Here is a 19777-nt window from a genome sequence, read left to right on the forward strand (position 1 = left end):
AGCGGTTGGGGTTGGACGTCATACGGTGATGTCCATCGGCTGAGCCGGAACAGACCAAACCTCGCAATCAACCAGGTCCGATGAAAGCAGGCGCGTTACACGCACCACGATGTCGTCAATCTGACGCTCGTCGCAAACGAATGGTGGCAATAGCCTGATCACGGTGTCTCGGGTCACGGTGATGAGCAGGCGCTGCTCAGCCAGCGCGCGCCCAACTAGTTCCTTGCAGGGCCGGTCCAGTTCGATACCCACCATCAGTCCCAGGCCGCGAATGGCGAGGACGTGCGGGTGACCTGCCAGCGCCTTGCGCAGGCCCACCAGCAAGCGAGCGCCCAGCACCATGGCGCGCTCGGGCATCCTGTCACGGGCCATGATGTCGAGGACGGTGCAGGCCACCCGGCAAGCCAGCGGATTGCCGCCGAAGGTCGAGCCGTGCTGGCCCGGCGAGAACAGGTCTGCCGCAATACCGCGCGCCAGGCACGCGCCGATGGGAAAGCCATTGCCCAGCGCTTTCGCCAGGGTCACCACATCCGGTGAGATGCCCGCGTGCGCGTATCCGAACCACGCGCCGGTGCGCCCCATGCCGGCCTGGATCTCGTCGAGCATCAGCAACCAGTCCCTCTGGTCGCATAAAGCGCGCAGTTCGCGCAAGTATTCGGCACTGGCCACCCGAATGCCGCCCTCGCCCTGTACAGATTCGATCAACACCGCCACGATGTCCGGGGATTGTTCTGCCGCCTGGCGTACCGCGCTGATATCACCGTAGGGAGCACGCAGAAAGCCAGGCAGCAACGGCCCGAAACCCTGCTGGTTGGCCGCGTTGTCTGTGGCGGCGAGCGTGGCCAGCGTGCGGCCATGGAAGGCGTTGCCCATGACTAGGATCTGCGGTCGTGCCACCTGCCTGCGATGGGCATGCAGCCTGGCCAACTTGAGGGCGGTTTCGTTGGCTTCCGCACCCGAGTTGCAGAAGAAGGCGCTTTCCATCCCGGTCAGCGCACACAGGCGTTCCCCCAACTGCTCCTGCCAGTCGATGCGGAACACGTTGGAAGTGTGCAGCAGCGCCCCGGCCTGTTCGGCGATGACGGCCGCGATTTCCGGGTGGGCATGACCCAGGCTGGTAACCGCGACACCGGCAATGGCATCTAGGTACTCCACACCCTGATCGTCCCAGAGCCGCGCGCCGTTACCGCGCACGAAAGAGACAGGTTGGCGGGCGTAGGCGCGCATCAGGTGAGGGCCGGTCGTCTGCATGGGAGATTCCTCGAATTCGGCACGGTTGGCGCAACCGTCAGTCCGTGTGTTGAAAGCCTCGGTCATCACTTCACCCTCTCGTTTGCAGGCGTAGGCGTAATGACCGATGTACGTACCCGCAGCAGCACCCGCCCGTTGAGCACAGCATGCGCCGCCAGCCCTAGCACCAACCCCCAGAACGCCCCGCCAATGCCCAGCAGGGTGATGTTGGCGGCGGCCGCCAGAAACGTGATCAGTGAGGCTTCCCGGGTCCTGGCATCGGACATGGCGGTGGCTAGGCTGCCGCCGATCGTCCCCAGCAGGGCCAGGCCCGCCAGCGTGGTGATGAAGGTCGCCGGGAAGGCCATGAAGACCGCGGCCAACGTCACCCCGAACACGCCGATCAGAACGTAGAACACCCCAGCGGCCATCCCCGCGATCCAACGCCTGGACGGGTCTTCGTGTGCCTCCCGGCCCGTGCAGATGGCGGCGGTGATCGCCGCGATGTTGAAGGCGTGCGAACCGAACGGCGCCATCAGCAGCGAACCCAGGCCCGTGATGGTCACGATGGGGTTGGCGCTGGTCTTGAAGCCGTCATTGCGCAATACCAGCATGCCCGGCATGTACTGCCCGGTCAGGGTAATGAGGAACAGCGGCAACGCCACGCTCAACAAGGCGTTGAGCGAGAACGCGGGCATGGTGAACACCGGCGCGGCCAGTTTCAGGCTCAGTCCCGACAGATCGACGCGGCCCTGCGCCAGCAGGAATACCAATCCCAGCACCAGGATGCCCACCACCGCATAGCGCGCGGAAAAGCGCTTGAACACCAGATAGGCGGCGATCAGCAGTCCCGCCAGCAGCGGATCGACGCTCAAGCCGCCGAAGGCGCCAGTGCCGAATTGCAGCAGGATGCCGGCCAGCAGCCCGGCAGCCACGCCTGGCGGTATCAAACGGATAACGCGCTCGAACCAACCCGACAGGCCCAGCAGCACAAAGGCGGCAGCCGAGATCAGGTATGCCCCGACGGCCTCGGCATAAGGTGTGGTTGCCAGTGCTGTGACCAGAAACGCCGCTGCCGGCGTGGACCAGGCGGTGATGATCGGTTCGCGGGATACCCAGCTCAAAATGATGCCTGTCACGCCCACGCCAATGGAAATCGACCACACCCACGAGGCCGTCAGCTCCGGGCTCAGGCCCGCGACCTTGGCTGCCTGGAACACCAGGATGAAAGTGCCGCCATAGTTGACGATGACCGAAATCAGTCCGGCCACGACGGGATGGGTGAGATCGTTCCAACGAACGGGCGAAGCTGAAGGATCCGACGGCATGATCTGAATTGGGCTCCTGGCATGGGGATGAAATGACCATGAGACGATAGACTTGTAATGGCATGATGTTCCCTACCAATTTCCAGATGAAGTACCTACCAATTGTTCAAGCATGCCCAACTTGAATCCGTCAAAGCCTGGCTCGGCGACCCCGCGCACGGCGCCTTGCCCCTGCATGCACGGGTACAGCGGGCCATTCGCCAGTTGATCCTGGATGGCGCGCTCGATGTAGGCCGCCCCCTGCCCGCGTCGCGCGCGTTGGCGAAGTCGCTGGGGGTGTCCCGCGACACGGTGGAGTCGGCCTATGGCCAGTTGCACGCCGAAGGTTTCATTGAGCGGCGGGTCGGCAGTGGCAGCTTCGTGTCCGAGCAGGCCCGGTGGCTGCCCGGGCGCGGCAGACCACGGCGCACGAGCGTGGATCGCAACGCACCCCTGCGCCTGAGCCGGCGCGGCGATGCCATGCTCCAGGGCGGCGGCGTGCGCGACTTCCTGATGTCGCGCCCCTTCGCGCCCGGCGTGCCGGAGACGCGCAGCTTTCCGCTGCCAACCTGGGAGCGCTTGCAGCGGCAGGTGTTGAAGGAGTACGGCACCCTGGCGCTGCTGCACAGCCCACCGCAGGGCATGGAGCCGTTGCGACGCGCCATTGCCGCCTACGTCAACCTCGAACGAGGCGCGCAGGCCACACCCGAGCGCGTGCTGGTGCTGACCAGTTCCCAACAGGCCATGACCCTGTGCGCCACCGTGCTGCTCGATGCTGGCGAGCGCATCTTCATCGAAGACCCCGTGTACCACGGGGCGCGCAAGGCATTTGACGCCGCCGGGTTGGATTGCGTGCCCGTGCCGATGGATGACCAAGGCATGCAGATAGCGCACCTGCTGGCAAAGGCGCAGACCCCTTGCAATGCCGCCCGGGTGGTGTTCCTGACGCCCTCGCACCAGTTCCCAACCGGGGCTACGCTGGCGTTGGACCGGCGCCTGGCCGTCATCGAATGGGCCCGCCAGCACCAGGCTTGGATCATCGAGGACGACTACGACAGCGAATTCCACTACGAAGGCAAGCCCACCGCATGCGTACAGGGGCTCGACCCCCACGGCCGCACGATCTACATCGGCACCTTCACCAAGTCGCTGTTCCCCGGCCTGCGCATCGGCTACATGGTGCTGCCGGAGGCTCTGGTGTCGCCCATGACCGTGGCCCGCACCCTGCTGGATGGGCACAGCGCACCGATCCCGCAGCTCACCCTGGCTCGCTTCATCGAGGGTGGGCATTTCGGAGCCCATGTGCGAACCATGCGGGCCGTCTATGCGGAACGCCGCGATGTGCTGGCGCAGCTGGTGCGCCAGCACCTGGCCGACTTCGTGGAGCCCAGGGTGCCCGCTGGCGGGATGCAGATGCCTTGCGTGTTCATCCGCGACATTCCCGAGCGCGAGGCGGTGGAATCGGCACGGCGGGTCGGCATCGACCTGCTGGGGCTGACCGCGCTGCATGCATCGCGCCGCCATGCATCGGGCAGGGATGGGGCCGGTTTCCTCATGGGATTTGCTGCCCATGCACCCCATGAACTGGAGATCGCTGTCAAGAAGCTGGCAAGCGTGCTGCGTGCGCTGTGTCGCCGATCACCATGAGGCGCGCTGGCGCCTTTCGTGCTGCTAGCTCCGCGTCAGGGACAGGTAGGGGTTGTCCGGCGGGACTTCCGCGAACAATGTCGAAGGCGTCGCCAACAGATAGCCGTGCAACCGCCGCGACTTGCGCGGCCCGGTGACTTCGCAGGTCCAGATGTTCAGGCCGCTGTCCTGTTTGCGGTGCAGTCCCAGCTTCTCGAAGCGCTTCTGCACCCATTGCCAGTCGTGCAGATTGTCCTGCCGGGCCAGCACCTGGATCTCCGGATGTTCCTGCACGTAGCGCTGGAAAACGCCGGGGCTGACCAGGTACGCCGTGCCATCGACGGTATGCACCAGTGCGTTCGCATCGTTGATGATGAGCTTGCGCGATTCGATGCCTTGCTTGAGCCAGGCAATGAAGTCTTCCCCGGACGGCGTGGCCTTGGTGGGAGCCGGCATGGTGGCAGGACTGGTCGGCGACAAATGAGTCACCGCAGTTGCGGCGGCGGATGGTGATGGCGGTTCCGCGCTGGCGGACGATGCACTGGTGGTGGCTGCGTCGGACGCATCAAGCATCGACAGCAGATCGGAGACCGGGTCCGCGATCCCGGCCGGGGAATCCGCCACCCCAGGGGACGGTGAGGTGGCCGGGATGCCGGCGGAGGCCGGCGCTGCCTCATCGCCAGGGAGGGCCTCTTCCGTCGTGACCGTGCCGGCGAACGGTGCGGGACGCTCGCCGGACTCCCAGATCAAGGCCGGCGACAGGCGCAGGAAGGTAAAGCTGTGCGACCAGCCGGTGCCGCTCGTGACGGTGGCCCGCCAGATCGCCTTCCCATCCGGGGCGGGCTGCACGATCCCATGGTCCTGGAGCACCGTGAAGACGGCGGTGTTGTTCGATGGAATGCCTTCGATGCCCTGCGACAGGAGGTGCGCGCGCAGCTTGTCGCTGACCGTCTTGCTGACGAGCCAGAGTGCCTCCGGGGTCAGCCATCCATCCGACGGGCCGCCGGGCTGGTTCAGCTTGAATTCCTCGCGCAGCAGGTAGCGCAGGCCATCCAGCAGCTTGCGCTGCAACGCATGCTTCGGCGCCGCCATCGCCCTGGCCGGATCACCGCCGAGCGCCAGGGCCACCGATGCCTGGTCAGCCTTGACGACCAGCTCTCCAAGCGTGCCGGCATGCTCGTACTGGCCCGCCAGCACGTACAGCAGCGCCGACCACAGGTCCTGGTAGTCGCTCAGCCAGTCGAGGATGCCGGCATCGAGCACACGGGTGTAGAGCAGTCCCGTGGCGGCGCCATGCAGCCGGTACTCGCGATCCGTCCGGTAACGAAAGCGGTACGGCTGCCGCAGCGGCCCGTGCCAGGGGTGCCAGACCAGGCCATCGGCCTGCTCGACGTGCAGGTCGACCGCGATCTTGCCAATGTCGTGCAGCAACGCGGCGTAGGCGGTCCCGGCGGTCCAGGCCTCGGCTTGCGCGGCCTGGGCCTCGGGCGAGGCGCCGGCCGGAAGCAAGTGGGACTGCCTCAGTTTGAGCGCGTAGGCCACGATCTCCAGGCCGTGGTCCAGCATGCCGCCCGGCCATGCATGGTGATACGCCTCCGAGGCCGGGAACTGCTGGACCAGCTCGGCGTAGCGCTCCAGCGGCGCGAGGTACAGCGAGCGGAACTGCCGACGCGACAGCGAGGTGCGCTGCCAGATGTGTTCCAGCAGCCGCTGCCGGCGCGGCTCCGCCAGCAGCGCTGCGGCCGACTGCGGTGGCGTCAGCCCTTTGGCAGGCTCGGCAGGAGGTGGCGCGGCGGCGGTGGCCAGCGGCACCCGTTTGCGCTGGAACAGCGAAAGCATGGCGACATCCTGGTGATGGGCTGGCCGGAGGAGCCTTTTGGCCTTTTCGGGTAGGGCCTTTCCCCTTGAGGCCACTCCCTTGCTCCATCCCCAGCCCTTTGGCCTTCGACAAGCCCTTTGATATAGGGGCAGTCGGCTTCGTGTGCCGCAATCAATGCGGAGCCGGTGCGCTCCAGGATCGAGCGGAACAGGCACTGTGTTTTCACCAGATCAGTCCGTTTCAACCGGCGCTGAAAGCGCAGCAGGCCCTGAAACCCCTGCGCCCGAAGGCATGCTTGTCGAGAATGAAGTAAGGAAGTAAGATTTCCTTTGAAACTTATGGAGGCCTCCCATGCTTGCCAAGCTCACATCGAAAAATCAGATCACGCTGCCCAAGGCGGCCGTGTCCGGCGTGGATGCGGCGGAGTACTTCGACGTCACCGTCGAGGGCGGTCGGATCGTCCTGACCCCCGTGCGCGTCCAGAAGGCACAGGCTGTGCGCGAGAAGCTGGAGCAACTCGGGATCACCGAGCAGGACGTTGAGGATGCCGTGGCCTGGGCACGGCAGTGATGCGCAGGGTCGTCCTCGACACCAACATCGTGCTGTCGGCGCTGATCTTCAGTGCCGGACGCCTGGCCTGGATACGCCACGCCTGGCAGCACCAGCAGTTGCAGCCGCTGGTCTGCCGGGAGACGGCCAGTGAACTCCTGCGCGTCCTGGCCTATCCCAAGTTCAAGCTGTCGACCTCGGAACAGCAGGAGTTGCTGGCGGACTTTCTGCCCTACGCCGATGTGGTGGAACTGCCTGCGCCATGGCCAGACCTGCCGGTCTGCCGCGACAAGAAGGACCAGGTGTTCCTGGTGCTCGCGCATGTCGGCAAGGCGGATGCGTTGATCACGGGGGATGCGGACATTCTCGCCATGCGAGAGGACTTTCCCGGCTTGATCATGACCGCCGAAGCATTCGCGGCGCGGCAGGCATGAAGGAAACCGGCACGGCCTTGCCCAACGACCGTGGAACGACCATGAGGTAGCCAACCATGAAGCACACCGCACGCATGACCACCGCAGCGCGACTCGGCCGCTGGCTGGGCGGTGTATGGGGCGGTTGCCTGCGCGCGGAGCGTCGGGTGCATCAATGGCTGATGGCGCAAGGACTGCCGGCGGGCGGTGCAGCGGTGCTGATCTGGGGGGTCAAGCTGGCGACCCTCGGCGTGTTGCTGTATGTCTCGGTCTGGGCGGCGCTGTTGCTGGTCGCTCTCGCTGTGGCAGCCAGGATGGCGGAGCAAGCGCCGCAAGGTGACGATGATTTCCTCGGACGCAAGGCCGAAGAGCTGGATCATCGCGAAAGCCTTGCCTACGACCCCATCAACTACAGCGATGACCCAGATCCACGATTCGAAGACGATTGAACCGGCGGTTGGAGCTATTTCTGCTTGGCCGCACCGATCATCAAGCCGCCGCCCCTGCCACCGGCTTGTCCGGCATCCCGCGTGCCAGTACTCAATCCTTGAAGCACGTTGCCTGCACGGATACCAGCCCAGGCCAATGCCGCCACCCAGAACGTGGGCAAGATCAAAAACATCGTGGCCATCACGAAGTTCAGCAGCATGTCTCCGAAGGTGTTGTTGAGGCCCACCAGCGGATCGAAGTTCGTGTGCGGCCGGTTCCAGCCCCACCCCCAGCCGTAGAGTGCATCGAGGATCGTCGAGTCGATCCAGCGGGCGAGCTGAAACCAGAATTCGGTGAAGAACAGCGCGAACTGCACCACGCTCACCGTGACCACGGTCTTGAGGTCATAGGTGCCGGTCAGCATCACCAGCGGGATGCAGATGACCAGCGCCATCTTGAGCAGGGACAGCACCATCGGCAGCGCCTGCCGCACCACGTCCATCGCCGGGAAATAGCCCAGTGATCCGACGGTCAGCCCCACGTCGCTGGCGGCGCGGGTGACGATATTGGGCAGCGTCATGTCGATCTGGCCACCGTAGTCCGTGTAGACCGCCCCCTGGTTGAGCTTCTGCTGGCGAGGGCTTGCGACGGCGCGGATCACCGAGTCGTTGACCTCGGACTGGCTCAGGAAGCCCGCCCAGCCGACCAGTCGCGTCAGCAGGCTGGGATCGACCTGGGCCAGCAGTCGTGCCCGCAGGCCGTGGTCGCCGTCGGACCACCACTGCCGGCAGGTCGGGTAGCCGCCCCCGCCGGGCACCTGGGCTAGGCCGGCGTCGCGCGTGGCGTCGAACGGCCAGGCATCGCGCGGAGTCCTGGAGCGGTAGCTGTCGTAGAAGCCGGCGGTGCCGACGAAGTAGCTGGAGCCGATCCAGGTGACGTCGTGCATCTGCTCCTCGCTCAGGCTGGGCCGGGTCATGAACAGCTTGGCGCGGGCGGGGCCGTAGCAGTCGCGGGTGAAGTCGCTGATCTCCTGGGCCAGCACCGGGTCGTCGATGCGGGTCGCGTCGATGTCCATGCGGATCTGCCGCAGGTCGGTGCCGCAAGGAATGGCCGCGACCGAAGCGCCGGTGATCGCGCGCGAGATCGCGTGCATGGCGAACCACCACACCGGCACCTTGGCCGACTGGTTGTTGATCGTGCTAAACGATTGCGACCAGCCCGTATCGGTCGGCTCTGGGACATTTACTTGGCATTGGGTCGAACGCGAACGGTCGTACTTGATGGTGTTGAAATCGACGTCGATGAAGGGAATGCCCGCGAACATGATCACCACGATGGCGACGAAGACGCGGTTCTCGATGCGAGCCGAGGACAGCACGCCCTTGTTGCCTTCGTCCGCGCCTTCCGCGCGGGCCTTCAACCATTCCTGGATGACGATCGCCAGGAACGGGACGGCGAACACGCCGCTGGCGACCAGCACCGACCAGATGCCGTTGTGGACCACCCAGGACACCAGCGTCAGGTAGTACTCCAGGTAGTCGGTGGTGTACAGCGTCATGGCGAACCTCGCGCTACCGTGCCTGCATCAGCAGGCTGGCTTCCAGCACGATCACGGCGACGATGGCCGCAACCTCCGCGCGCAGCAGCCGTTGCCCGGCAGCGCGCTCCGGTTCCCGCGCGCGCAGGCGACGTCGCATCCAGAGCCAACCCCAGGCGGTGGCGGCGTAGAGCAACAACCGCCAGGCCAGGAAGGCCCCGGATTGCGCCGCCATCCAGCGCTGCCAGCCCTCGATGCCGCCCGCGATGCGGATGCCGACCACATTGACGGCGGTCGCGGCGATCAGCAGCGACACCGCCCACACCAGCACCAGGATGGCACGCCGGCTGGACAGCCAGCGCAGGCACCGCCCCACGGTATTCATGGATGGCTTCCGCCAGACGGCGGCCGCTGCAGTTCATCGACCCGATTGCGCACTGGGTCACCCTCGTAGATGCCACGCGCACCGGCGGCGCGGGTGCTGTGGCGCTGGATGATCGCCATCGGCGAATTGCTGGCCAGTTCGCGGCGCAGCTCCAGCTCTGCTTTCAGGTTGTGAATCTCGCGATCGAGGATGTCGCTTTCGTGGGTGACGGCCTTCTGGGCCAGTTCGTTGGCGGCCACGTTGGGCTCCTTGCGCCCGGTCAGCAGCGTGCGTTGCAGCAGCAGCGCCTTCTCCAGCACGCTGGCCAGCGCAACCTCCGAGGCCAGGCGCCGAGCCAGGATGTCCTGGTCCGTCTCGTCGCGCAGCGCCTCGATCACGCCACGGGTGATGGGCAGCGACGCGCTACTCGCAGCCTGCAGGTTCTGCGCCGTGGTCGGACGGCTGCCGGCGACCAGCTCCTGCAGGGCCTGCAGCTTGTCCTCGTATTCCTCCTGAATCAGCGGGGTCAGGCCAACGCCCGGCGTGGTGACGGTCTTGGTGCATGCATCGCAGGTGCGCTGCTCCTGCTCGCCCAGCACGCGAATGGCCCAGGCTGCGGCGGCATCGGGCGAACTCCAGGTCTGGCATGCCAGGTTGCCGCTGCAACTGGCTTGCGGAATCGAACTGGCATCGCCGACGCCACGGCCATTGAGCAGGTTGTAGCCGGCGCGGGTCACGTCGCCGACCACACGCACCGGACGTTGGCCCGCGCCGCCAGCGTTGTCTCCGCCGACCCACGGCACGCCATTGTTGCCACGGTTCGCCTCGGCGTCGTCGATCGCTGAGACCGCATCGGTGCTCGCGACGGCCTGCTTCAGCGCCATACCTTCGGCGAGCTGGTCCCAGCCGAGCTGCCCACCCGCCATGTCGGCCATGCGATTGGCGATGGCACGGCAGGTCAGCTTGCTGCGATCGAAATCCAGCCTGGCTTGCAGCACCCCATTGGTCAACAGGTTGTACAGCCCTGGATCGGCGCGCTGGATGATCAAGGCGGGCAGCGACGCCACGGCAGCGGTGGCGTTCTGGATCACCGAGGACATGATGGCCTGGAAGCCATTGGTGATGCCGTTCAACTGGTTCTGCAGCGTGGTGGTGATGCTCATGTCGCCACAGATCAGGTTGCTGTTCCAGCCGACGCCAACGCCGATGGAGTGCATGTTGGCCGCACCGCTCATGGACACCGCGCGGCCGCCCCCAATGCTGTAGAGCACGTCGTCGCCTATCACGCTGCCTTGATGCTGGACGCCGTACTCGTTGACGCTGGTCTGCGCCCCGGCGCTGGAGTAGCACAACGCTGCGACAACGGCCAATGCGACGTACAGAAATCGACGGGCGCTCGGAAATGAAGTCGTCATGGCATCGGGTCTCACAGGAAATCGACGCTGCCGAGGAACACCTGGCCGCGGCGCTGGCAGCAGCTATAAGGACGCCACAATGCCCAGGCGTAGTCGCCTTGCCGGGCCTGCACCTTGGCATTGCCGTGGGGGAATACCGCGCAACTGCTGGACAGCGTGGGGGTCAGCTCCTGCCACTTGCCCGTGGCGGCATCGGTTTCCATCAGGGCGCCGGCCGGCCAATAGCCATCGCGCGAACTGGCGAGCAGCGGTTGGTAGACGTGGATCTGGTTGCGGCGCGTCACGATGTCACCCGCGCGCTGGGCGACCACGGCTGCGGCCTTGTGGTCATCCACCTGGTGCAGGAAGCCGCCACGCGGATAGACGTTGCCCCAGAGATTCATGGCCGTGCGCGTGCCGATCTCGCGCCGGCCGGGAATCAGTGCTTCCGGATACAGCGCCTCGGGGATGTTGTAGCGCCATGCCAGCGTGTCGAGCGTGCTCAGCAGATAGGGCATGAAGGCGGTGCCTGCGCCCTCGCAGGTGTAGCCGGACGCGCTGGCGAACTGGCTGAACACATGGCCACCGGGATGGCCGATGACGTCGGCGTTCTTGAACTTCGCCAGGTTGTTCTCGTGATCCTCGTTGGTGGTGCCGTCGCCGCCGGCCTTCGCGGTCGGGTTCGGCAGGCTCATCGCCCGCACCTCGACCCAAGGGTTCTCGCCGGTGTTCGAGTAGCTCGACACCACGGCATCCGGGATGTAGTGGCGCACCTTGACCGAGGTGCGCACGGTGCATCCCGTCCAGGTGCAATAGAGCCAGTAGCAGATGCCGGTGACGCGGTACTCCAGGCAATCCGGCGACAGGGTGGAGGTCACGATGGTGGCGGTGTTCAGTGCAAAGGACGATGCGGAACACCCCAGCAACAGCGCTGCGATGGCCAACCGCTGGCGCCGGGATGGTGCGAACGGACGCCTCGTCATGGCTGCGTCCTCCGGTATTGGTCGATGCGGGAAACCGCACGGGCCACGTCCGTCTCGCCATAGACCACGTATCGGCGATCCACCACGATGGCCGGAACCTTGGCGACGCCAAGGCTCCAGGCATCGGCAACGCCCTGGTAGGCGGTGCCGATCCTTCGCTGCAGGTCTGTACCGCCCAGCTTCAGGCGTTGCTGGACGATGGCGCTGGCGCGCTCAGGATCGGTGGGCAGGTTGTCGGCCAGCTCCGCTTCGAGCACCGCGGCCGCGTCCAAGATGAGGTGTCGGTCAGCCTGGCCAAGGACCGGATGATGCGAGTCGGTAACGACCCATACTTCCGCTGCGGCGGCGCGGGTGGCCAACGTCAGGATGGCAATGCCCGGAGCAAGCCATGCTGGGCGGGTGCGAGTGGCATGAGGAATAGCGCAAGAGTCCATGAGACAACACCGGAGGGAAGCCAATCCGGTGACAGTCGAACCGAAATCCGGCTTCGACACGACAAACAATCCGGAGACCGCCTCATCCCGTTTTCGCCATCCCTGTCATCGCGTGATCACCCCAAACGGTGCCTGCGAGTGCGCCTGCGACAAGGCCGCGTTCGGATCGACAGCCAAGGCGGCCGCCACAAGTCGGTCTCGCCTTCAGCGGCGATGAATCGCCTGGAGAACGAAGTCGGCCCGTTCGGCCACACTGGCGCGCGGAAGCAACCTGACTTCGTAGCCGAGTGCCCGGTAGGTTGCATCCAGGTGGGCGTATTCCGCCTCAGCCTCGGGAAAGCCGTGCCGCCGCGCCTCGTCGGCGCAATAGATGTCCGGCCAGGGCGGAGCGAGGAACACGAGCCGCCCATAGGGGCGGGATTCGCCCAGGCTTTCCGACAGAGGTACACCGAACAGTCGCTGAAGCGCTGCGGCTGCGTCGATTAGCCCTCGGTCGAAGAAAACCGGACCAGCGTCCCGTGCCGCGCCTTCGAGATCCATGGCGGCGACGCTCAGCGCCTCGCGCAGAAAGGCCGCCATGTCGGTCCATGGCAGGGCGTTGCCGCCCTGTCGAATCTGCTCGGCGATGATCCTCCGCCCGGGTTCGGCGACGGTCGCATGACCACGCCGCCGCAGTTCCCCGAGCAGGGTCGACTTGCCGCCGCCGGAGCACCCCGATATGACCACCTGAGGTGGCATCGGCGTCATGTCAGGGTTTTCTTCGACCAGCAGACGGTTTGTCAATTCACTTGTCATCATTGGTTAGCCGAAGAGACAGGCCCCACGCAATGGTGGTGCTGAGCATGCCAAAGGCGCAGACCCCGGCCCATCCATGGGCAGTGAAGGCCCACCCGCATGCAGCAGCGCCGAAGGCCCCGCCGAGCAGCATCGTGCCCATGAACACGGTGTTCAGCCGGCTGCGCGCACCCGCATCCAATGCATAGACCATGGTCTGGTTCGCCACCTGGGCCGACTGCACGGCCACGTCGAGCAAGAAGATGCCGAGGACGAGTGCGGGGATCGATGAGCCACCCAGGTACAGCACGGCAAATGCCGTTGCGGTTCCCACCGCGCCTGCACGAACGACTGCGTCATGTCCGCGTCGGTCGGCAAACCGGCCAGCCGCCGGTGCAGCCAACGCGCCGCACACGCCGACCAGCGCGAACAGGCCGGCGGATACCGCGCCGAGCTGCAGTGGCGGCCGCTCCAGCCAGAGCGCGAACGTTGCCCAGAAGCCGATCATGCTGGCAAACAGCAGGAACTGGACGGCCACAGCCTGGCGCAAGGAAGCGTGCTTGCGCACCAAATGCCACATCGACAGCAGCAATCGTCCATAGCCGAGATCGGAGGACGGTGGTACCACCGGCAGCGTCCATGCCAGCCGAAAGCCCAGTACCAGCATCAGTGCCGCAGAAAAGCCGAAGACGGACCGCCAGCCCCAAAGCTCGGTCATCCAGCCGCTCACCACACGGGCCGCCAGGATGCCGATCAGGATGCCGCCCGTCACCACGCCGAGCACCTGCCCCTTGCGGTGGGAGGGTGCCAGGTGGATGGCCAAGGGAACCAGTTGTTGCGCCACGGTGGCGCACAAACCCACGGCGAGGCTCGCCAGTGCCAATTGAACGAAGCCGGAGGACGCGGCTGCCAGCACCAGGGAGAGCACCAGCGCCGCCAGCGTTCGCAGGATGAGCGACTTGCGCTCCAGGCGGTCACCCAGTGGTGCCAGGAACAGCACGCCCAGGGCATTGCCCGCCTGGGTGAGCACGGGCAGCCAGGTCACGGTCCCCGCAGAGAGCGCGAACTCCCGGCTCAATTCGCCGAGAAGCGGCTGGTTGTAGTAGCTGTTGGCCACGGATGCGCCCGCCGCCAGGGCAATGGTCCACAGCAGATGGGAGGGCAAGGCTGACGTGGCAGGCATCGGTGCGGCACGCGATGCATCGCCGGGGTGACCTGGGATATTGCTCATTCAAGGGGTCCGGCCGTATCAACTCTCGGCTTGCGGACAAGCTCTCACCAGTTCGGGCGATCCGTTCCCGGCGGCACTGACGGTCGCGCATAGCCGGCCGGTGTTCGCGCCATTTGCGCGCTGGGGCGCACGGCGCGCAGCAGGCCGAAGCCGGAGACTTCGTCGGCGAGCCAGGGGCTGAGGTCCGGCCTGCCGGCCCGCAGACCCTCTTCGATGCGCCCCAGCCCGCGCAGCCAGTGCCCGGTCTGCGCCAGCGACACCTGCACGTGCCAGCTTCCCCCTTCGCGCGACTGTCGCCACAGCGCGGCGGCGGCGCCGAAAGCCATCAGGAAGCCGCTGGCCTGGTCGAGGATCTGCATCGGCAGCGCGCGCGGCTTGCCGTCGCCCGCCGCCTCGCCCTCGGCGTGGTTGAAGCCCATTGCCGTCTGCACCAGCGAATCGAAACCGCGCCGGTCGGCCCAGGGCCCTTGCGTGCCGTAGGCGGTCAGCGACACGGCGACGATGCCGGGCCGGCGCGCGGCCAGGGCCTCGGGCGAGAAGCCGAGCGCGGCCAGGCCGCCGGGCCGGTACCCCTGCGAGAACACGTGGGCGTCTTCCAGGAGCTGCCACAGCGCTTCGCGCCCGGCATCGCTGCGCAGGTCGATGTGCGCCGAGCGCTTGCCGCGGCTGGTTTCGGCAATAGCGGCGATGTTGGGCAGGTTCGGTGAGTTGACCAGCATCACGTCCGCGCCGAACGACGCCATCGCCCGCCCACCGACGGGGCCGGCCAGGATGCGCGTGAGGTCGAGCACGCGCAGGCCGGCGAGCGGCCGCTCATCGGCCGCCAGGGGCGGCAGTGCGCGCGGTGGCGCATCGGCGATTCGGGTGATGGTCATCAAGGGTTGCGAGGCCACCGCCTGACCCTGGGGCGTGGCATCCCACTCGGCGAAGCTGCGCAACGCCGTGGCCACCAGCGCGTGGTCGGCCGCGGCCTGCTCGAAGTCCAGCGCCTTCCAACCCCGCAGGGCCTGCTCTGCGTCGGCGCGTGTGGCAGTTGCGGGGTCCAGGCCCAGCAGGCGCAGCGCGCCATCGCGGTGGTGCGGGAAGTTGGTGTGTACACGCACGTAGCCATCGGCGCAGCGGTACAGGCCGGCGAACGGGTCCCACAGCTCGGGCTCCTGGCCGTCGAGCGTGAACCAGCCGGTGCATTCGGCGGCGGCGTGAGCCATGTCCACGGCGACACGCTGGCGCGGAGCACCCCGCTCATGGCCGAGTTCGCAGGCGGCGAGCGCAGCCGCGGCAATGCTGGTCTGCGCGGCGGTGCCGACGGCGAAGGACGAGGGGAACACCGGGTCGCTGCCCGTCAGCGCGATCCCGGCCAGCGCCTGCGGCGGCAGCCCGCCCAGCGACCAGAGCGCAGTCAGTGCATCGAGTGGATTCATCGAATGGACTCCTCACAGAAAGTTCGCCAACTAAATCGACACGCTACCCCGTCGGCCGAGTCGGGTTGGCAGATCCAGGCGGGAGGCAGGGTCGGCGCCGCGTTGTCCGCAAACGCAGCGGACCGCGGAAAGCAGCATCGCGCGCCATTGGCGATGCCGGGGAGCGCCGTATTCGCACAGGCGTGGGCGTCGCGCGCCCGCTGCAAGCGATCCATCATGCGCCCGCCTTCAGCCCGAAGTACGCAGAGAGCGCCAGGCCGGTCGCCACGATCGTCCAACGCAGCGCCAGCGGCGGAATCCAGCGCGCCAACCGCGCGCCGGTATAGCCCCCCACGATCGCGCCCAGCAGGACCGCACTGCCTTGCGTCCAGGCGATGGACCCGGTGGCGACGAAGAGCATCACCGCGGCACTGGTCACGACGGTAGCCATCGCATTTTTGACGGCGTTGGCCTCCTGGACATCGCGCACACCCAGCAAGGTCAGGATCGCCATCAGGATGATGCCCAGGCCGGCGCCGAAGTAGCCGCCATAGAGTGCGGTCAGGAACTCCGCCCCCGCCGCCACCAGGTGCGGCACCTGACCGCGAGCATGCCGCTCGATGGCCTGGCGCAGCCAGGGCCCCAGGGCGAACAGAACGTTCGCGACGAGGATCAGCCACGGCACCAGACGGCTGAACTGTGCATCTCCGGTGAACACCAACAGTGCGGCGCCCACCAGCGAACCGGCACCGACCACGGGCAGGCTGCGCCGCAACGCGGCGCGGTGGCGCCCGAGTTCGCTGCGATAGCCGAGCAGACTGCTCGCATGCCCCGGCCAGATCGACACCGCGCTGGTGGCGTTGGCCGCCACGGGTGGTACGCCGGCAGCCAGCAGCGCGGGAAAGGTGAAGAATGTGCCGCCGCCGGCCACCGCATTGCAGATGCCGCCGATCATGCCGGCACCGGCCAGCAGCAGGAAGGTTCCGATGTCCATGCCGCTCGCACCTCAGCTCGTCGGCCTGGACAGGGCCAGACGCAGGCCAAACCCCATCAGTGCCAGGCCGGTGAGCGCATCGAGCGAGCGCATCACCGTGGGCCGGCGCAGCCAGCGTGCCAGGGGCCGCGTGGCCAGCACCAGTGCGGCGAACCAGAGCAGTCCCATCGCGGCGTGGATGCCGGCCAACAGCACGCTGAACGCGACCACCGGCACATCGGCGGGAACGAACTGTGGCAGGAGGCTCACGTAGAACACCCCGACCTTGGGATTGAGCAGATTCGTCAGCAGACCGCGCAGGAACCAGCGCTCGCCACGCACGAGCGGCGGATCGTCTGCGGGCAGCGTCGGCCGGCTCTTGAGCGCGCCAGAGATCAGCTTCCAGCCGAGCCAGAGCAGATAGGCCGCGCCCGCGATCTGCAGCAGGGTGTAGGCGAGTCGGGAGACCGCGAGCACCGCGCCGAGCCCGAGGGCCGCGATCAGCCCCCAGATCAGCACGCCGGTCACGATGCCGCCGCCCGCCCTCATCGCCTTGCGCCCCCCTTCCACAGCGGCCGTGCGAAGTACCAGCGCCGTGTCCAGGCCGGGGGTCAAGGTGAGCAGCAGCGCCGTCAGCGTGAAGCCCAGGATCGCAGTCGATGCATCCATTGGGGGATCTCCGTCAGAGCACAGACAAGTCCAGTGACTCGCTGTACGTCGTCGATTCGATGGTCTTGACGATGGCCTGGCCGCAGATCACTGCGCCACGCGCCGCGTCGTAGGTCAGGCTCGGCGCGCCATACAGCTCCCAGCCGCTGTTCAGGGCCGCGGTGACGCGGTGGCAGAACGCCGCGTCGTCGATGCCGGTCAGGTAGCGGTACGCGCGCATGCTCATGCTCCCGGTCGATTCGATGCCGGCATCTGGACGCGCAGCCCCGCTCCGAATGCCTGCAGCAGATGCCAGCCGGTGTCCCAGTCGCCCACGCCGCTGGCGGCATTGATATGCCCGAGGGCGCCGACTTCCAAGCATCCCGCTGCCCAACCCATGGCCATGCGCCGGGCGTGCTCCGGCGAGCCATAGGGGTCGTCGCTGCTGGCGACCACCAGTGCGGGAAACGGCAGGGGTTCGGTCGGTGGCGGGCCGAACTCGCTCGCCTCGCCTGGAAACGCCGGTGCGCCGGGGTCAGGGACGGCAACCAGGAAGGCGCCCCGGACCTGGGCGATCCGATGCTGGATGTCTTCTCCGATTCCCGGCCGCGATGCCCAGTGCGCGACGAGCAGGCACGAAAGGCTGTGTGCGACCAAGACGACGGGCGCACCGCACTCGTCGATAGCCGCATCGAGTGCCTGCAGCCAGTCGGCCAGGTCCGGCCTGTCCCAGTCGGCAGGCTGGAATCGCCGGCCATGCTCCTGGCGCGACGCCCAGCGCGTCTGCCAATGCTCCGGCCCGGAATTGCCGATACCGGGAAGCATCAAGAGGCGAACGGTCTGAAGGTGGCTCATGGTGGCGTGCGCGGAAATCCGGGGTGAGGTTGTCTGGCTGGAAACCTTAGGACCGATGCGTCGAATTGCCGAGTGAGAAGGTCTCAGCAAGCGTCGAGAAAAGCTCAATGGTCAGCTCGAATGGCCTTGGCTATCGTCGAAGTGCCCTTCCTTCACAACCGACGAGGACGCTCCCCGAGTTCGCCATGTTCGATATCCCGCTCCTGATTTCCTACGTCCTGGCGGCCTGGCTGTCCATCCTTACGCCCGGCCCGGCCATCCTGCTGGCGATGCGCAATGGCGCTCGCCAGGGCGTGGTCGCGAGCCTGTGGTCGACGCTGGGCAACATGTTGGGGTTGCTCGTGGTTTCCGCGGCGGCCGCGTGGGGCGTCGGCCTGTTCCTGCTTGCCTCCGCCCACGCGATGACCGCACTGCGGCTGGCCGGCGCCGCCTATCTGGCGTACCTCGGTCTTTGCCTGCTTGTGCAGGGCAGACACACACGGCCGCCGGACCCCGGTGCCCATGACGCAGGGCCGGTGCAGGCCTTCGCGCTGGCGAAGGAGGGATTCCTGGTGGCGACATCCAATCCGAAGTCGATCCTCTTCTTCACCGCCTTCTTCCCCCAGTTCATCCGGGCCGACCAGGCGCTCATCCCTCAGTTCATGGGCCTGACCGCGATCTTCGTGATCCTCAGCGGCGCCACCTTGACCGGCTATGCCGCCATTGCAAGCCGGGTGCGGGGAGCATTGGGCACCTCCGTCTGGCGCCAGCGCTGCACGCGCCTGGCGGGGATCGGTTTCCTCGGATTCGCCGCATGGATTCTTTTGTGGAGACCGTCGAGCGGCGCCAAGGCATTGGCCGCGTGATTCGTCCCCGGCCACGCGCACGCAACCGAGCACAGGCGGTGCGACCGAACCTGGAGAAGCGATGAACAAATCCTTCCTGCAAGTCGATGTGTTCACGAGCCAGCCGCTCAGGGGCAACCCGGCTGCCGTCGTGTTCGATGCCGACGACCTCGATGCGCGAACCATGCAGCGGATCGCGCGCGAGATGAACCTGTCCGAGACGGTCTTCGTGCTGGCCCCGGAATCGCCCGACACCGACTATCGGGTGCGCATCTTCACGCCCTCCAGCGAGTTGCCGTTCGCGGGGCACCCCACCATCGCCACTGCGAGCGCGGTGCGTGCGCACCGTGGCGACCTGGCCGATGCAAGTCTGCTGCGGCAGGCCTGCGGCATCGGCATCGTGCCTGTCGAAGTCGTTCCGACCGAGGGCTCGCCGATCTACTGGATGACCCAGGCCAGCCCGCAGTTCCGCGACACGGCCATCGATCCGGGAGAAATGTCGGCCCTGCTGGGCTGCGATGCGAACATGCTGGCCGCGATGCCTGTGGACGTCGTCTCCACTGGCATCCCGTGGCTGATCGCCGAACTGCGCAGCGTCGCCGCCCTGGCGTCGCTGCGTCCCGACCTGCCTCGCATCGCCGAACGCTGCCGCGCATCGGGTGCCGTCGGCGTGACCGTCTTTGCCGAGCACGAGGCCGAGGCGCCGGTACGCTTGCGCCTGCGCACGTTCGCGCCAGGCGAAGGCGTGGCCGAGGATCCCGTCTGCGGGTCTGGAAACGGGTGTGTCGCGGCATTCCTGGCAAGGCACCGGCACGCATCGGCTCTCCAGGGTGGCTACCTTGCGGAGCAAGGCATCGAGATGGGACGCGACGGCCTGATCCATGTCGAATGGACCCGAAACGGCGACGAACTGACGGTGCGCGTCGGAGGCCAGGCCGTGACCGTCGCCAGCGGCACCCTGCATCTGTAGACGCGGCGGCACGTTCA

At 66.8% G+C, this 19777-nt stretch carries 21 protein-coding genes; 6 read left to right on the top strand and 15 right to left on the bottom strand.

What is annotated here, in order from left to right:
• Positions 1-18: 18 nt before the first annotated feature.
• Positions 19-1317 carry an aspartate aminotransferase family protein gene (locus tag Z164_RS0104555; RefSeq protein ID WP_201769566.1) on the bottom strand — a complete coding sequence of 433 codons (1299 nt, stop codon included), beginning with the start codon at positions 1315-1317 and terminating at the stop codon, positions 19-21.
• A complete protein-coding gene (locus Z164_RS0104560; protein ID WP_024889558.1) occupies positions 1317-2558 on the bottom strand; it encodes a benzoate/H(+) symporter BenE family transporter in 1242 nt (413 codons plus the stop codon). Before Z164_RS0104560 ends, Z164_RS0104555 begins: the two co-directional genes overlap by 1 nt.
• Before the next feature lie 102 nt (positions 2559-2660).
• Between Z164_RS0104560 and pdxR the strand changes: the two genes are divergently transcribed.
• Positions 2661-4184, top strand: a complete 1524-nt coding sequence (pdxR, locus tag Z164_RS0104565) for a MocR-like pyridoxine biosynthesis transcription factor PdxR (protein ID WP_024889559.1) — start codon at positions 2661-2663, stop codon at positions 4182-4184.
• Between the two features lie 24 nt (positions 4185-4208).
• Here the strand turns inward: pdxR and mobH are convergent, their stop codons facing one another.
• Positions 4209-6002 carry a MobH family relaxase gene (mobH, locus tag Z164_RS0104570; RefSeq protein ID WP_024889560.1) on the bottom strand — a complete coding sequence of 598 codons (1794 nt, stop codon included), beginning with the start codon at positions 6000-6002 and terminating at the stop codon, positions 4209-4211.
• Between the two features lie 331 nt (positions 6003-6333).
• On the opposite strand from mobH, the gene Z164_RS0104575 reads away from it, so the two are divergent.
• The 3 genes from Z164_RS0104575 to Z164_RS0104585 are packed head-to-tail and all read left to right on the top strand — an operon-like array spanning position 6334 to position 7393.
• The gene (locus tag Z164_RS0104575) at positions 6334-6552 is read left to right on the top strand and encodes an AbrB/MazE/SpoVT family DNA-binding domain-containing protein (RefSeq protein ID WP_021205410.1); all 219 of its coding nucleotides are present in this window, start codon (positions 6334-6336) and stop codon (positions 6550-6552) included.
• The gene (locus Z164_RS0104580; RefSeq protein WP_020649368.1) at positions 6552-6965 is read left to right on the top strand and encodes a putative toxin-antitoxin system toxin component, PIN family; all 414 of its coding nucleotides are present in this window, start codon (positions 6552-6554) and stop codon (positions 6963-6965) included. Before Z164_RS0104575 ends, Z164_RS0104580 begins: the two co-directional genes overlap by 1 nt.
• Positions 6966-7021: 56 nt before the next feature.
• Positions 7022-7393 carry a DUF3742 family protein gene (locus Z164_RS0104585; protein WP_024889561.1) on the top strand — a complete coding sequence of 124 codons (372 nt, stop codon included), beginning with the start codon at positions 7022-7024 and terminating at the stop codon, positions 7391-7393.
• A 14-nt stretch (positions 7394-7407) separates the two neighbouring features.
• On the opposite strand, the gene Z164_RS0104590 is transcribed toward Z164_RS0104585, so the two are convergent.
• From Z164_RS0104590 to Z164_RS0104645, 12 genes are all read right to left on the bottom strand, one after another.
• Entirely contained in the window at positions 7408-8931 is a 1524-nt protein-coding gene (locus tag Z164_RS0104590) for a conjugal transfer protein TraG N-terminal domain-containing protein (protein ID WP_024889562.1), read from the bottom strand.
• A gap of 13 nt (positions 8932-8944) precedes the next feature.
• Positions 8945-9295, bottom strand: a complete 351-nt coding sequence (locus tag Z164_RS0104595) for a hypothetical protein (protein WP_009618109.1) — start codon at positions 9293-9295, stop codon at positions 8945-8947.
• The gene (locus Z164_RS0104600; RefSeq protein WP_009618111.1) at positions 9292-10689 is read right to left on the bottom strand and encodes an integrating conjugative element protein; all 1398 of its coding nucleotides are present in this window, start codon (positions 10687-10689) and stop codon (positions 9292-9294) included. The genes Z164_RS0104595 and Z164_RS0104600 overlap by 4 nt, the downstream gene beginning before the upstream one ends.
• An 11-nt stretch (positions 10690-10700) precedes the next feature.
• Entirely contained in the window at positions 10701-11651 is a 951-nt protein-coding gene (locus Z164_RS0104605; RefSeq protein ID WP_024889563.1) for a TIGR03756 family integrating conjugative element protein, read from the bottom strand.
• Entirely contained in the window at positions 11648-12085 is a 438-nt protein-coding gene (locus Z164_RS0104610) for a TIGR03757 family integrating conjugative element protein (protein ID WP_024889564.1), read from the bottom strand. The genes Z164_RS0104605 and Z164_RS0104610 overlap by 4 nt, the downstream gene beginning before the upstream one ends.
• Before the next feature lie 204 nt (positions 12086-12289).
• Positions 12290-12883: an AAA family ATPase gene (locus Z164_RS0104615; RefSeq protein ID WP_236621746.1), complete on the bottom strand. Its 594-nt coding sequence runs from the start codon at positions 12881-12883 to the stop codon at positions 12290-12292.
• Positions 12870-14090 carry an MFS transporter gene (locus tag Z164_RS0104620; RefSeq protein ID WP_081770068.1) on the bottom strand — a complete coding sequence of 407 codons (1221 nt, stop codon included), beginning with the start codon at positions 14088-14090 and terminating at the stop codon, positions 12870-12872. Before Z164_RS0104620 ends, Z164_RS0104615 begins: the two co-directional genes overlap by 14 nt.
• Positions 14091-14134: 44 nt before the next feature.
• Positions 14135-15511 (bottom strand): CoA transferase, encoded by a 1377-nt coding sequence (locus Z164_RS0104625; RefSeq protein WP_024889567.1) that lies wholly within the window; start codon positions 15509-15511, stop codon positions 14135-14137.
• Positions 15512-15725: 214 nt separating this feature from the next.
• On the bottom strand, positions 15726-16484 hold the full coding sequence (locus Z164_RS0104630) for a sulfite exporter TauE/SafE family protein (protein ID WP_024889568.1): 759 nt from the start codon (positions 16482-16484) through the stop codon (positions 15726-15728).
• 12 nt (positions 16485-16496) lie between these two features.
• Positions 16497-17132, bottom strand: coding sequence for a LysE family translocator (locus Z164_RS0104635; RefSeq protein ID WP_024889569.1), 636 nt, complete (start codon positions 17130-17132; stop codon positions 16497-16499).
• 13 nt (positions 17133-17145) lie between these two features.
• Positions 17146-17358 carry a DUF1737 domain-containing protein gene (locus Z164_RS0104640; protein ID WP_221886791.1) on the bottom strand — a complete coding sequence of 71 codons (213 nt, stop codon included), beginning with the start codon at positions 17356-17358 and terminating at the stop codon, positions 17146-17148.
• Positions 17355-17966, bottom strand: a complete 612-nt coding sequence (locus tag Z164_RS0104645; RefSeq protein WP_024889571.1) for an RBBP9/YdeN family alpha/beta hydrolase — start codon at positions 17964-17966, stop codon at positions 17355-17357. The genes Z164_RS0104640 and Z164_RS0104645 overlap by 4 nt, the downstream gene beginning before the upstream one ends.
• A 185-nt stretch (positions 17967-18151) precedes the next feature.
• Between Z164_RS0104645 and Z164_RS0104650 the strand changes: the two genes are divergently transcribed.
• Both Z164_RS0104650 and Z164_RS0104655 read left to right on the top strand, forming a co-directional pair.
• The gene (locus tag Z164_RS0104650) at positions 18152-18811 is read left to right on the top strand and encodes a LysE family translocator (protein ID WP_024889572.1); all 660 of its coding nucleotides are present in this window, start codon (positions 18152-18154) and stop codon (positions 18809-18811) included.
• A 61-nt stretch (positions 18812-18872) separates the two neighbouring features.
• Positions 18873-19760 (top strand): PhzF family phenazine biosynthesis protein, encoded by an 888-nt coding sequence (locus tag Z164_RS0104655; protein ID WP_024889573.1) that lies wholly within the window; start codon positions 18873-18875, stop codon positions 19758-19760.
• Positions 19761-19777 lie beyond the last annotated feature (17 nt).

This window comes from Luteimonas huabeiensis HB2, assembly GCF_000559025.1.
Taxonomy (GTDB): domain Bacteria; phylum Pseudomonadota; class Gammaproteobacteria; order Xanthomonadales; family Xanthomonadaceae; genus Luteimonas; species Luteimonas huabeiensis.

What these genes read in the sequence shown, in the direction of transcription:
- Z164_RS0104555 (WP_201769566.1), bottom strand. Translation starts at nt 1,317, where the DNA reads ATGACCGAGGCTTTCAACACACGGACTGACGGTTGCGCCAACCGTGCC.
- Z164_RS0104560 (WP_024889558.1), bottom strand. Translation starts at nt 2,558, where the DNA reads ATGCCGTCGGATCCTTCAGCTTCGCCCGTTCGTTGGAACGATCTCACC.
- mobH (WP_024889560.1), bottom strand. Translation starts at nt 6,002, where the DNA reads ATGCTTTCGCTGTTCCAGCGCAAACGGGTGCCGCTGGCCACCGCCGCC.
- Z164_RS0104575 (WP_021205410.1), top strand. Translation starts at nt 6,334, where the DNA reads ATGCTTGCCAAGCTCACATCGAAAAATCAGATCACGCTGCCCAAGGCG.
- Z164_RS0104580 (WP_020649368.1), top strand. Translation starts at nt 6,552, where the DNA reads ATGCGCAGGGTCGTCCTCGACACCAACATCGTGCTGTCGGCGCTGATC.
- Z164_RS0104585 (WP_024889561.1), top strand. Translation starts at nt 7,022, where the DNA reads ATGAAGCACACCGCACGCATGACCACCGCAGCGCGACTCGGCCGCTGG.
- Z164_RS0104590 (WP_024889562.1), bottom strand. Translation starts at nt 8,931, where the DNA reads ATGACGCTGTACACCACCGACTACCTGGAGTACTACCTGACGCTGGTG.
- Z164_RS0104595 (WP_009618109.1), bottom strand. Translation starts at nt 9,295, where the DNA reads ATGAATACCGTGGGGCGGTGCCTGCGCTGGCTGTCCAGCCGGCGTGCC.
- Z164_RS0104600 (WP_009618111.1), bottom strand. Translation starts at nt 10,689, where the DNA reads ATGACGACTTCATTTCCGAGCGCCCGTCGATTTCTGTACGTCGCATTG.
- Z164_RS0104605 (WP_024889563.1), bottom strand. Translation starts at nt 11,651, where the DNA reads ATGACGAGGCGTCCGTTCGCACCATCCCGGCGCCAGCGGTTGGCCATC.
- Z164_RS0104610 (WP_024889564.1), bottom strand. Translation starts at nt 12,085, where the DNA reads ATGGACTCTTGCGCTATTCCTCATGCCACTCGCACCCGCCCAGCATGG.
- Z164_RS0104615 (WP_236621746.1), bottom strand. Translation starts at nt 12,883, where the DNA reads ATGATGACAAGTGAATTGACAAACCGTCTGCTGGTCGAAGAAAACCCT.
- Z164_RS0104620 (WP_081770068.1), bottom strand. Translation starts at nt 14,090, where the DNA reads ATGAGCAATATCCCAGGTCACCCCGGCGATGCATCGCGTGCCGCACCG.
- Z164_RS0104625 (WP_024889567.1), bottom strand. Translation starts at nt 15,511, where the DNA reads ATGAATCCACTCGATGCACTGACTGCGCTCTGGTCGCTGGGCGGGCTG.
- Z164_RS0104630 (WP_024889568.1), bottom strand. Translation starts at nt 16,484, where the DNA reads ATGGACATCGGAACCTTCCTGCTGCTGGCCGGTGCCGGCATGATCGGC.
- Z164_RS0104635 (WP_024889569.1), bottom strand. Translation starts at nt 17,132, where the DNA reads ATGGATGCATCGACTGCGATCCTGGGCTTCACGCTGACGGCGCTGCTG.
- Z164_RS0104640 (WP_221886791.1), bottom strand. Translation starts at nt 17,358, where the DNA reads ATGAGCATGCGCGCGTACCGCTACCTGACCGGCATCGACGACGCGGCG.
- Z164_RS0104645 (WP_024889571.1), bottom strand. Translation starts at nt 17,966, where the DNA reads ATGAGCCACCTTCAGACCGTTCGCCTCTTGATGCTTCCCGGTATCGGC.
- Z164_RS0104650 (WP_024889572.1), top strand. Translation starts at nt 18,152, where the DNA reads ATGTTCGATATCCCGCTCCTGATTTCCTACGTCCTGGCGGCCTGGCTG.
- Z164_RS0104655 (WP_024889573.1), top strand. Translation starts at nt 18,873, where the DNA reads ATGAACAAATCCTTCCTGCAAGTCGATGTGTTCACGAGCCAGCCGCTC.